A 12,187-nucleotide genomic window follows, 5' to 3' on the forward strand; every position below is an offset into this window, starting at 1 on the left:
GCCGCCGAGGAACTCGGCGAGGTGCGCGCCCTGTTCAGAGCCCGCTGCCACCGCAGCCACCTCGACACCCCGATGGACACCGCCTGCCGCATCAGCCCTTCTTGATCTCCCAGAAGCGGAACACCGTCGAGGCGTCGAGGCAGTACTCGAGGCCGTAGATGTCGTCGCGCGCCACGGCGTACTGCTTGGCCTGCCAGATCGGGATGATCGGCAGGTCGTCGGCGACCAGGTCCTGGAGCTTGCCGTAGGAGCCGTCGGTGGAGGAGCGGTCGCTCTCGGCGGCCGTCTTCGGGATGAGGTTGCCGGTGATCGTGCTGTTGCTGAAGTTGTTGCTCAGCACGTTGCCCTTGCCGAAGAACGGGGCCGTGAAGTTGTCCGGGTCCGGGTAGTCGGGGACCCAGCCCTTCACGTACACGCCGTACTTGCCGTGGGCGATGTCCTTCTCGTACTGGTCGTAGGCGACGGACTTCACGGTCGCGTCGAACAGTCCGCTGGCGTTGAGCTGCTTGGCGATCGCCTTGAACTCCTGGTCCGTGGAGGGACCGTAGCGCGAGGGGGTCGACCAGAGGGTGATCTTCACCTTGCCGGTGATGCCCTCGTCGCGCAGGGCGGCCTCGGCCTTGGACGGCGAGGGGCGGGCACCGTAGGTGTCGAAGAAGGACGTGCTGTGGCCGGTGATGCCGGTCGGGATGATCGAGTACAGCGGGGTGGCCGTGTCCTCGTAGACGTCGTCGACGAGGGCGTCGCGGTCCAGGAGGTAGGCGATGGCCTTGCGTACGCCGAGCTTGCCGGCGACCGGGTCGTTCATGTTGAAGACCAGGTGCTGGACCTCGGCGCTGTTGCCCTCGATGACGTTGATGCCACTGTTCGCGGAGTCGTTCTGGATCTCGGCGATGTCGTCGGCGGCGAGGCCTCGGTAGGCGACGTCGACCTGCTTCTTCAGGACGGCGTCCTTCAGGGCCTTCTGGTCGCCGTGGAAGAACTTCAGCGTGACGCCCGAGTTCTGGACGTCCGCGGTGCCCTTGTAGTGCGGGTTGACCGAGAAGACCGCCTTGTCGTCGCCGAACGAGTCGAGCTGGTACGGGCCGGAGCCGACGGCCCGGTGGTCCTTGCGGAGGCCGTTGGTGCCGTACTCCCGGTGGTCCACGATCGAGCCGGCGCCGGAGGCGATCTTGCTCGGGAAGGTGGCGTCGGCGTACTTGAGGCGGAAGACGACGGTCCTGGCGTCGGGCGTCGCGACCTTGTCGAGCATCGGGAACATGACGGCCGGACCGGCGGAGTCGTCGATCTTCATCGTGCGGTCGAAGGAGTACTTCACGTCCGCCGAGGTGAGCGCGTCACCGTTGCTGAACTTCAGACCGTCCTGGAGCGTGCACTTGTACACCGTGGTCGCGGTGTCCGTGAACGCGCACTCCTTGGCCGCTTCGGGCTCGGGCTCGGTACCGCCCTTGGGGAAGCTCAACAGCGACTGGAAGACGTTGTTGAACAACAGCCACGATCCTGGGTCGTAGCCGGAGGCGGGGTCGGTGGCGAGGACGTCGTCGGACATCCCCATCACCACGGAGGAGCCGTCGCTCCCGGAATCGCTCGTCTCCGAGCCGCATCCGGTCAACAGGCCGGAGGCCAGCCCCGCCACGATCGGCAGGACTGGCCACTGGTTGCGCATGTTCACGTGCAGGTGCCTTGTCGTTGGAACTGGTGCACCCGGGGCCCGCGAGGGCCCCGGGTCGGATCGGTCGGTCAGCCGCTCACACCGCGGCCGAGCTCCCACAGCTGAAGGGTGGAGGAGGAGTTGAGGGCCCACTCCGAACCCGTGATGTCGTCGCGCGCGGCGATGTACTGCTTGCCCTGCCAGAGCGGGATCAGCGGCACGTCGTCGGCGACGATGTCCTGGATCCGCGTGAGGCTCTTCGACGCGGTGAGGCGGTCGGCCTCGCGGCGGGACTCCGGGATCAGGTTGTTGATGATGTCGCTGTTCGAGTAGGGCGACTTGAGGAAGTTGTCCTTGTCGAGGAACGGCGCCAGGTAGTTGTCGGCGTCGGGGAAGTCGGGGAACCAGCCCATGCCCCACACGTCGTAGTCGTTGGCGCGCTCGGCCGGGACGAACTTGTCCCAGGCGGTGCCCTGGATGCTGACGTCGAAGAGGCCGCTCGCGTTGAGCTGCTTCTTCAGGACCTCGAACTCCTGCTTGGTGACCGAGCCGTAGTGGTCGGTCGTGTAGTGCAGGGTGACCTTGACGGGCGAGGTGATGCCGGCCTTGTTCAGCGCGGTGCGGGCCCGGCTGACACTCGGGTCGCCGTACTTGTTGAAGAAGGCGTTGGAGTGGCCCGTGATGGTCGCGGGGACCATCGAGTAGAGCGGCTCGGCCTGCGTTCCGTAGACCTTGGCGACGAGCTCACCGCGGTCGATGATCTGCGCCATGGCCTGGCGGACCGCCTTGTCCTTCACCGACGGGGCGTTGGTGTTGAAGGCCAGGTAGCGGATCTCGAGACCGGGCATCTCGTTCAGGTTGACGTTGCCGCCCGCGGCGTTGGACAGCTTGGTGATCTGCGCGGGATTCATCGAGCGGGTCATCAGGTCGATGTCGCCCTTTTCGAGGGCGGTTCCCATGGCGTCGGCGTCCGCGAAGGACCGCATCTCGACCTTGGAGTTCTTCACCTTCAGCTGACCCTTGTAGTTCGGGTTCTTGCTGAAGACGGCCTTGACGACCGCGTCGTCCTTGACCTCGGACTCCAGGGTGTAGGGACCGGAGCCGTCGACGGAGAAGCCGTCGCGCAGCTTGCCCTTGTCGTAGTCCTTCGGGTTCACGATGCCGGCGACGGGGGTCGACAGCTTGAACGGGAAGGTCGCGTCCGCGCTCTTGAGGTGGAAGATCACCTCGCGGTCGCCCTGCGTCTCGACCGTGTCGATGGTGGACAGCAGGGCGAACACACCACTGTCGGCCTTGATGGCACGCGCACGGTCGATGGAGAACTTGACGTCCTTCGCGGTGACCGCGTCGCCGTTGGAGAACTTCAGACCCTCACGCAGCGTGCACGAGTAGCGCTCGTTGCCGCTGTCGCTGAACCCGCACTTCTCCGCGGCCTCGGGCTCGGGTTCGCCGTCGCCGCGCGGCTGGATCATCAGCGTCTGCACGGTCTGGCGCAGCACGTTCCAGGTGCCGACGTCGTACGCGTACGCCGGGTCGAACGGAGCCGGGGCGTCCTTCGACGCGGTGAACCGGTCCGTGGTGCCGACAACGATGGCATCGCCACTGCTGCTGCCGCTGTCGGACCCACCACACGCAGCGAGCACCGGGGCGAGCAGACCGACCACGGCCGGCAGCACCAAAGTCTTGCGGTTCATGCTCGAGTTTCTCCAGAGCTGTAGTTTCCGCGAGCCGGCATGCAGGGGTGGCGCGGCGGGTCACGGGGTTACGGCGACGTTCTCGCGATGACATTAGTCCGCGCCGCCAGGACGGCCCGCAGGCACTGGAGTTGCGGTGCGCTCACGCTGCGAAACCGGGCGCGGACGCACCGATAACCCGACACGGGAAGGATTCGTGCAGCGTTCCATCAATCGGGACACAAGGTCGCGTCGACCCCGCACGAATGGGGGGTCAACACACAAGTCGGTCCCCCTGTCGACCCCCCGTTAGGTGACGAACGTCACAGTGTCAACTCGGTTGGAGAGTACCGGAATTCAGCCATCCGCCCGATTGCGCATTCCTGGGGAGCCCTCGCCCGCGGTTACCACAGGGAACCGTCGGGCCCTTTCCGGTATTCGGCTCCGCACACTGAGTGATTCGACGGCGCACCCTCGGTGAAGGGTCAGTTCATTTCCGTCATCAGCCCGTGCAGAAAAGGCAGATCGACCTCTTCCAGCGACGTGACCACCGTGCGGCGCCACGCGGGCTCGATGGGCGCGACGGAGGGGACGGCGACCACGTGACAGCCGGCGGCCTCGGCCGCGGCGACACCGGTCGCGGTGTCCTCGATGACGGCGCAGCGGCCTGGTTCCGCGCCGAGCCGGGCGGCGGCGAGCAGATAGGGGTCGGGGAACGGCTTGGTCCGTTCCACCTCGTCGCCCGCGACGGTCAGGGTGAAGAAGTGGGCGCCGATCGAGCCGAGGACGCGGTCGATGATCCGCCGGTGCGAGGCGGAGACCAGTGCCGTGGGGATCTCGTGGGCGGCCAGTTCGGCGAGGAGTCTGGTCGCGCCCGGCATCAGCGGCAGCGAGCGGCCGATCAGGGCCTCGAAACCGTCGTTGAGCAGCACGGACAGCTCGGCGAGGGTGATGTCGGCGCCGGTGGCCTCGATGAGGAAGCCGGCGCTGCGGGTCATGGGGCCGCCGACCACCACATGGCGCCAGGACTCGTCCAGGGCGTGTCCGAGGGCCTTGAAGACCTCGACCTCCACGTCCCACCAGAATCCCTCGGTGTCGACCAGGGTTCCGTCCATGTCGAGGAGAACGGCCTGCAGGGCGGAGCCTTCGGCCGTACGGGTTCCGAGCGCGGGGACCGTACTGGTCATCCTGGCGCACCTCCTTGAGGGACGATCAGGCCGGTCGCCCCTTTTTCGTGCAAGGGACAACCGGCCTGCGGTGGACCGACCAGTGTACGACTTATCCGATCAGTGCGCTCGACGGCTCGCGTCGCAGCGCGTCGGGGCGGTCACCGTGCGTTGAAGTACTTCGCCTCCGGGTGGTGGATCACGATCGCGTCGGTGGACTGTTCCGGGTGGAGCTGGAACTCCTCGGAGAGGTGGACGCCGATCCGCTCGGGCTGCAGCAGGTCCGCGATCTTGGCGCGGTCCTCCAGGTTGGGGCAGGCGCCGTAGCCGAGGGAGAAGCGGGCGCCGCGGTACTTCAGCGCGAACATGTCCTCGATCTCGGCGGGGTCCTCCCCCGCGAAGCCCAGTTCGGAGCGCACCCGCGCGTGCCAGTACTCGGCGAGGGCCTCGGCCAGCTGCACGGACAGTCCGTGCAGCTCGAGGTAGTCGCGGTAGGCGTTGGCCTCGAAGAGTTTGGCGGTCTCCTCGCCGATGCGGGAGCCGACCGTGACGACCTGGAAGCCGACGACGTCGATCTCCCCCGACTCCTCCGGGCGGAAGAAGTCGGCCAGGCACAGCCGGCGGCCGCGGCGCTGGCGGGGGAAGCTGAAGCGGGTCCGCTCGTTGCCCCGCTCGTCCAGGATGATCAGGTCGTCGTCCTTGGACACGCACGGGAAGTAGCCGTAGACGACGGCCGCTTCCAGCAGGTTGTCGGTCTGGAGCCGGTCCAGCAGCCCGCGCAGCCGCGGCCGGCCCTCGGTCTCGACCAGTTCCTCGTACGTCGGGCCGTCGCCGGCGCGGGCCTGCTTGAGGCCCCACTGGCCCTTGAACAGGGCGCCCTCGTCCAGCCAGGAGGCGTACTCCTTGAGCTGGATGCCCTTGATGACGCGCGTGCCCGCGAAGGGCGGGGTCGGCACCGGGTTGTCGACGGAGACGTCGGAGCGGACGTGGCCCTCCTCGGGCCGCTCCTCGACCACCGTGTCCACCGCGGCCCGCACCCGGCGCTGCTTCAGCTCGGGCAGCACCGCGCCGGGCACACCGCGCTTGACGCCGATCAGCGCGTCCATCAGGCGCAGGCCCTCGAAGGCGTCCCGGGCGTAGCGGACCTCGCCCTGGTAGATCTCGTACAGGTCCTGTTCGACGTAGGCCCGGGTCAGGGCGGCGCCGCCGAGGATCACCGGGTAGTCGGCGGACAGGCCGCGCTGGTTCAGCTCCTCCAGGTTCTCCTTCATGATCACCGTGGACTTGACCAGGAGCCCGGACATGCCGATGACGTCGGCCCGGTGCTCCTGGGCGGCGTCCAGGATCGCGGAGACCGGCTGCTTGATGCCGAGGTTGACGACGTTGTACCCGTTGTTCGACAGGATGATGTCGACGAGGTTCTTGCCGATGTCGTGGACGTCGCCGCGCACGGTCGCGAGGACGATGGTGCCCTTGCCCTCCGCGTCCGACTTCTCCATGTGCGGTTCGAGGAAGGCCACGGCCGACTTCATGACCTCGGCGGACTGGAGGACGAACGGCAGCTGCATCTGGCCGGAACCGAACAGCTCGCCGACGACCTTCATGCCGTCCAGGAGGGTCGCGTTGACGATGTCGAGGGCGGGGCGGTCCTGGAGTGCCGTCTCCAGGTCGGCCTCCAGGCCGTTCTTCTCGCCGTCGATGATCCGTCGCTTGAGGCGCTCGTCCAGGGGCAGCGCGGCCAGTTCCTCGGCCTTGCCCGCCTTGAGGGACTTGGTGGTGGCGCCCTCGAACAGCGCCATCAGCTTCTGCAGCGGGTCGTAGCCCTCGGCGCGGCGGTCGTGGATGAGGTCGAGGGCGGTGGTGACCTCTTCCTCGCTGAAGCGGGCGATCGGCAGGATCTTGGACGCGTGCACGATCGCCGAGTCGAGGCCGGCCTTGACGCACTCGTCCAGGAACACCGAGTTGAGCAGGATGCGGGCGGCCGGGTTGAGGCCGAAGGAGATGTTGGACAGGCCGAGCGTGGTCTGGACGTCCGGGCGGCGGCGCTTCAGTTCGCGGATCGCCTCGATCGTCGCGATGCCGTCCTTGCGGGACTCCTCCTGGCCGGTGCAGATCGTGAAGGTGAGGGTGTCGATGAGGATGTCGGACTCGTGGATGCCCCAGTTGCCCGTCAGGTCCTCGATGAGCCGTTCGGCGATGGCGACCTTGGTCTCGACGGTGCGGGCCTGGCCCTCCTCGTCGATGGTCAGCGCGATCAGCGCGGCACCGTGCTCCTGGGCGAGCCGCGTCACCTTCGCGAACCGGGACTCGGGGCCGTCGCCGTCCTCGTAGTTGACCGAGTTGATGACCGCGCGGCCGCCGAGCCGCTCCAGACCCGCGCGGATCACCGGGACCTCGGTGGAGTCCAGCACGATCGGCAGCGTGGAGGCGGTGGCGAAGCGTCCCGCCAGTTCGTCCATGTCGGCGACGCCGTCCCGGCCGACGTAGTCGACGCACAGGTCGAGCATGTGCGCGCCCTCGCGGATCTGGTCGCGGGCCATCTCCACACAGTCGTCCCAGCGGGCCTCCAGCATGGCATCGCGGAACTTCTTCGAGCCGTTGGCGTTGGTGCGCTCGCCGATCGCCATGTAGGCGGTGTCCTGGCGGAACGGGACGGTCTGGTAGAGCGAGGCGGCGCCGGGCTCGGGGCGAGGGCTGCGCTCGCCGGGCGCCACTCCGTTGACGCGCTCCACCAACTGGCGCAGGTGCTCCGGCGTCGTACCGCAGCAGCCGCCGACGAGGGACAGGCCGTAGTCGCGTACGAAGTTCTCCTGGGCGTCGGCCAGGCCCTTCGCGTCGAGCGGGAAGTGGGCGCCGTCCTTCGTGAGGACGGGCAGGCCCGCGTTCGGCATGCAGAGCAGCGGGATGCGGGAGTGCCGGGTGAGGTAGCGCAGGTGCTCGCTCATCTCGGCGGGGCCGGTCGAGCAGTTGAGGCCGATCATGTCGATGCCGAGCGGCTCCAGCGCGGTGAGCGCGGCGCCGATCTCCGAGCCCAGCAGCATGGTGCCGGTCGTCTCGAAGGCCATCGAGACGAGCAGGGGCACCCGGACGCCGGTCGCGTCCATGGCGCGGTGTGCGCCGAGGATGGACGACTTCGTCTGCAGGAGGTCCTGGGTGGTCTCGACGATCAGGGCGTCGGCGCCGCCGGCGAGCAGGCCCTCGACGTTGGCCTGGAAGCCGTCGCGGAGCGTGCCGTACGCGACGTGGCCGAGGGTCGGCAGCTTCGTGCCGGGGCCGATGGAACCGAGGACCCAGCGCTGGCGGCCGTCACGGGCGCCGAACTCGTCGGCGACCTCGCGGGCGAGCCGGGCGCCCGCCTCGGAGAGCTCGTGGACGCGCTCGGGGATGTCGTACTCGGCCAGCGCGGAATGGTTCGCGCCGAAGGTGTTCGTCTCGACGCAGTCGACGCCGACCTCGAAGTAGGCCTCGTGGACGGAGCGGACGATGTCCGGACGGGTGACGTTCAGGATCTCGTTGCAGCCTTCGAGGTTCTCGAAGTCCTCGAGCGTCGGGTCCTGCGCCTGGAGCATCGTGCCCATGGCGCCGTCGGCCACCACCACACGGGTGGCGAGCGCCTCTCGGAGTGCGTCGGTTCGCCTGCGGCCCTCCTCGGGACCGGACGAAAGGGACGGGGTCGGCAACGAGGCCATGAAGGTGCTCCCTGGAGTGCGACGGCTGTCGGCTTTGCGCTTCCCGTGGAAGGCGCACGCCGTCAGGGTAGCCCGGAGCACCGGAGAACGGTCGTGGGCGTCCACGGGACGGACGGGCGTGGCGCGGGTGACGAAGGTGTGGAGAACGGCGAAACATGTGGCGACCACCCATTGGCGAGAGCCCGGCTACGACCGGTAGTGTTCGACATTGCCGAACGGTGGCGGTCAGGCGCATGCCGACGGTCGAAGGGGACGGAGGCAGCACGGCGATGGCACGGAACATCCAGTCGCTCGAACGGGCGGCGGCGATGCTGCGGCTGCTCGCGGGCGGCGAGCGCCAGCTCGGCCTGTCGGACATCGCCTCCTCGCTGGGCCTGGCCAAGGGTACGGCCCACGGCATCCTGCGCACCCTGCAGCAGGAGGGGTTCGTGGAGCAGGACCCGGCCTCCGGGCGCTACCAGCTGGGCGCCGAGCTGCTGCGCCTCGGCACCACCTATCTCGACGTGCACGAACTGCGGGCGCGCGCCCTGGTGTGGACCGACGACCTGGCCCGCTCCAGCGGCGAGAGCGTCTATCTGGGCGTGCTGCACCAGCAGGGCGTCCTGATCGTGCACCACGTCTTCCGGCCCGACGACAGCCGCCAGGTCCTGGAGGTGGGGGCGATGCAGCCGCTGCACTCGACCGCCCTCGGCAAGGTGCTCTCGGCGTACGACCCGGTGGCGCACAGCGAGGTCCTGGAGGTCGAGCGCACCGCGTTCACCCCGCGGACGGTCAGCGAACTGGAGCAGTTCGAGGGCGTCCTCGACATCACCCGCGCGCGCGGGTACGCGGCCGACGTGGAGGAGACCTGGACGGGCGTGGCCTCCGTCGCCGCCCCCATCCACAACCGGCGGCGGATGCCGGTCGGCGCGGTGGGCATCACCGGGGCCGTGGAGCGGGTCTGCCAGGACGGGGAGCTGCGCCCGGACCTGATCGCCGCGGTCCGTGACTGCGCCCGCGCGGTGTCGCGGGACCTGGGCGCCGGGCGCTTCTGAGGCGCGCCGCGCCGGGCGGTCCGGGGCGCGCCGGGCGGTCCGGGGCGCGGGGCGCCGCGGGTGGTTCGTACGGGACGAGGCCGGGAAGCGGAATGCTTCCCGGCCTTCGCCGTGCCCCGGGCCGGGCGTTCGCCGGCGCGCGGACGGCCGACCGCGCATCAATAGCACACAGCGATCAATAACGATCGTGTTTTCGATAACAGGACTCTTGACGAGCTGGTAATGCGAGAGCAAGACTCCCGTCCATCGGTCGGCATTGTCGAACAGTTACCGGCAATAAGAGTTACAGTGTGGCAATGCCAGGGCCGACACCGCTCTCACTTCCCGAGAGCACGAACCACCGGTGGGACCCGGGGTTCGGCTTCCCCTGGACGAAGGACAAAGGAGTCGCGGGTGTCCAGCTCCGACATCTTCATCGGCGAGACCATCGGTACCGCCGTACTCATCCTGCTCGGCGGTGGCGTGTGCGCCGCCGTCACTCTCAAGCGCTCGAAGGCGCAGAACGCCGGCTGGCTCGCGATCACGTTCGGCTGGGGCTTCGCGGTCCTGACCGGCGCGTACCTCGCGGGCGGAGTCTCCGGCGCCCATCTGAACCCGGCGGTGACCATCGGTCTCGCGATCGAGGGCGGCACCAAGTGGAGCGATGTCCCGCTCTACCTCGGCTCCCAGCTCCTCGGCGCGATGATCGGCGCCGTCCTGGTCTGGATCACGTACTACGGACAGTTCCAGGCGCACCTCACCGACCCGGAGATCCTCGCCGAACAGCCCGCCGAGGAAGGCCTGGTCGACCAGAAGTCCGCGCCGAAGGCCGGTCCGGTGCTCGGGATCTTCTCCACCGGTCCGGAGATCCGCAACGCGGTGCAGAACCTCGCGACGGAGATCATCGCCACCGTCGTCCTCGTGCTCGCGATCCTCACCCAGGGTCTGAACGACAACGGCAACGGACTCGGTGTCCTCGGCGCCATGGTGACCGCGCTGGTCGTCGTGGGTATCGGTCTCTCGCTCGGTGGACCGACCGGCTACGCCATCAACCCGGTCCGCGACCTGGGTCCGCGCATCGTCCACGCCCTGCTGCCGCTGCCCAACAAGGGCGGCTCGGACTGGAGCTACGCCTGGATACCGGTGGCCGGCCCGCTCATCGGCGGTGCCATAGCCGGCGGCCTGTACAACATCGCCTTCAAGTGACACGACGGCCGTCACTCGTCATCACGCCTGAGAACGACACCCGAGAGCTACGGAGCACACCGTGACCGACGCCCACACCGCCGGGCCCTTCATCGCCGCGATCGACCAGGGCACCACCTCCTCCCGCTGCATCGTCTTCGACCGCGACGGACGCATCGTCTCCGTCGACCAGAAGGAGCACGAGCAGATCTTCCCGAAGCCGGGCTGGGTCGAGCACGACGCCGCCGAGATCTGGACCAACGTCCAGGAGGTCGTCGCCGGAGCCATCTCGAAGGCCGGCATCACCCGCGACGACATCAAGGCCATCGGCATCACCAACCAGCGCGAGACCACGCTGCTCTGGGACAAGAACACCGGCGAGCCCGTCCACAACGCCCTCGTCTGGCAGGACACCCGCACCGACGCGCTCTGTCGGGAACTGGGCCGCAACGTCGGGCAGGACCGCTTCCGCCGTCAGACCGGGCTGCCCCTCGCCTCGTACTTCGCCGGCCCGAAGGCCCGCTGGCTGCTGGACAACGTCGAGGGCTTGCGTGAGCGCGCCGAGGCCGGGGACATCCTCTTCGGCACCATGGACAGCTGGGTCATCTGGAACCTGACCGGCGGGGTGAACGGCGGCAAGCACGTCACCGACGTGACCAACGCGTCGCGCACCATGCTGATGAACCTGCACACCCTGGCCTGGGACGAGCAGATCGCCGAGTCGATCGGCGTCCCGCTGGCCATGCTGCCCGAGATCCGCTCCTCCGCCGAGGTGTACGGCGAGGTCACCGGCGGCCCGCTCGGCGAGCTGCTCGGCGGCATCCCGGTCGCCTCCGCGCTCGGCGACCAGCAGGCGGCCCTGTTCGGCCAGACCTGTTTCGCCGAGGGTGAGGCCAAGTCGACCTACGGCACCGGCACGTTCATGCTGATGAACACCGGCGACAAGATCATCAACTCCTACTCGGGCCTGCTGACCACGGTCGGCTACCGGATCGGCGACCAGCAGCCGGTCTACGCGCTCGAAGGCTCCATCGCCGTCACCGGCTCGCTGGTGCAGTGGATGCGCGACCAGATGGGCCTGATCAAGTCCGCCGCCGAGATCGAGACGCTCGCCTCCTCGGTCGAGGACAACGGCGGCGCCTACTTCGTGCCGGCCTTCTCCGGTCTGTTCGCCCCGTACTGGCGCCCCGACGCCCGCGGAGTGATCGCCGGACTCACCCGGTACGTCACCAAGGCGCACATCGCGCGCGCCGTCCTGGAGGCCACCGCCTGGCAGACCCGTGAGATCAGCGACGCCATGACCAAGGACTCCGGCGTCGAGCTCACGGCGCTAAAGGTCGACGGCGGCATGACCTCCAACAACCTGCTGATGCAGACCCTGGCCGACGTCCTGGACGCCCCCGTGGTGCGTCCGATGGTCGCCGAGACCACCTGCCTCGGCGCCGCCTACGCCGCCGGTCTGGCCGTCGGCTTCTGGACCAACACCGAGGACCTGCGCGCCAACTGGCGCCGGGCCGCGGAATGGACCCCGAACATGGCCGCGGACGTCCGCGACCGTGAGTACAAGAGCTGGCTCAAGGCCGTGGAACGGACCATGGGCTGGATCGAAGACGAGAACTGACGAGGAGTAAGAACCCGCAATGACCAGCCAGTCCACCCTGCAGTCCGTGCCTGCCCTCGGTACGCACCCGGCCTCCGGCTCCAACCCGAGCCGCGCCGAGACCCGGGAGCAGCTTTCCAAGGCGACGTACGACCTTCTCGTGATCGGCGGCGGCATCCTGGGCATCTCCACCGCCTGGCACGCCGCGCA

The 12,187-nt window shown here is 68.6% G+C and carries 7 protein-coding genes and 1 pseudogene; 4 read left to right on the forward strand and 4 right to left on the reverse strand.

The genetic code is table 11. The annotated features are described in order from the left end of the window. Positions 1 to 91: 91 nt before the first annotated feature. From AB0C62_RS41605 to metH, 4 genes are all read right to left on the reverse strand, one after another. Complete coding sequence (locus AB0C62_RS41605) at positions 92 to 1,672, reverse strand: ABC transporter substrate-binding protein (protein WP_362982435.1); 1,581 nt, start codon at positions 1,670 to 1,672, stop codon at positions 92 to 94. A 68-nt stretch (positions 1,673 to 1,740) separates the two neighbouring features. Then, positions 1,741 to 3,345 carry an ABC transporter substrate-binding protein gene (locus tag AB0C62_RS41610; protein ID WP_362982437.1) on the reverse strand — a complete coding sequence of 535 codons (1,605 nt, stop codon included), beginning with the start codon at positions 3,343 to 3,345 and terminating at the stop codon, positions 1,741 to 1,743. Between the two features lie 464 nt (positions 3,346 to 3,809). Then, positions 3,810 to 4,511, reverse strand: coding sequence for an HAD family phosphatase (locus AB0C62_RS41615; protein WP_362982438.1), 702 nt, complete (start codon positions 4,509 to 4,511; stop codon positions 3,810 to 3,812). Between the two features lie 140 nt (positions 4,512 to 4,651). Beyond that, complete coding sequence (gene metH / locus AB0C62_RS41620) at positions 4,652 to 8,179, reverse strand: methionine synthase (RefSeq protein WP_362982439.1); 3,528 nt, start codon at positions 8,177 to 8,179, stop codon at positions 4,652 to 4,654. Positions 8,180 to 8,448: 269 nt separating this feature from the next. Here metH and AB0C62_RS41625 point away from each other — a divergent pair, with 269 nt between their 5' ends. From AB0C62_RS41625 to AB0C62_RS41640, 4 genes and pseudogenes are all read left to right on the forward strand, one after another. Beyond that, on the forward strand, positions 8,449 to 9,213 hold the full coding sequence (locus tag AB0C62_RS41625) for an IclR family transcriptional regulator (RefSeq protein ID WP_362982441.1): 765 nt from the start codon (positions 8,449 to 8,451) through the stop codon (positions 9,211 to 9,213). A gap of 393 nt (positions 9,214 to 9,606) precedes the next feature. Next, positions 9,607 to 10,398, forward strand: coding sequence for an MIP/aquaporin family protein (locus AB0C62_RS41630; protein ID WP_362982443.1), 792 nt, complete (start codon positions 9,607 to 9,609; stop codon positions 10,396 to 10,398). Positions 10,399 to 10,459: 61 nt separating this feature from the next. Beyond that, a complete protein-coding gene (glpK, locus tag AB0C62_RS41635; RefSeq protein WP_081223505.1) occupies positions 10,460 to 11,998 on the forward strand; it encodes a glycerol kinase GlpK in 1,539 nt (512 codons plus the stop codon). Between the two features lie 19 nt (positions 11,999 to 12,017). Next, positions 12,018 to 12,187: pseudogene (locus tag AB0C62_RS41640) on the forward strand (glycerol-3-phosphate dehydrogenase/oxidase); the annotation flags it as partial.

The organism is Streptomyces sp. NPDC048643 (genome assembly GCF_040650615.1).
Classification (GTDB): domain Bacteria; phylum Actinomycetota; class Actinomycetes; order Streptomycetales; family Streptomycetaceae; genus Streptomyces.

Excerpts from the sequence above, each read along its gene's own strand:
- metH (WP_362982439.1), bottom strand. The coding sequence starts at position 8,179 with ATGGCCTCGTTGCCGACCCCGTCCCTTTCGTCCGGTCCCGAGGAGGGC.
- AB0C62_RS41625 (WP_362982441.1), top strand. The coding sequence starts at position 8,449 with ATGGCACGGAACATCCAGTCGCTCGAACGGGCGGCGGCGATGCTGCGG.
- AB0C62_RS41615 (WP_362982438.1), bottom strand. The coding sequence starts at position 4,511 with ATGACCAGTACGGTCCCCGCGCTCGGAACCCGTACGGCCGAAGGCTCC.
- AB0C62_RS41610 (WP_362982437.1), bottom strand. The coding sequence starts at position 3,345 with ATGAACCGCAAGACTTTGGTGCTGCCGGCCGTGGTCGGTCTGCTCGCC.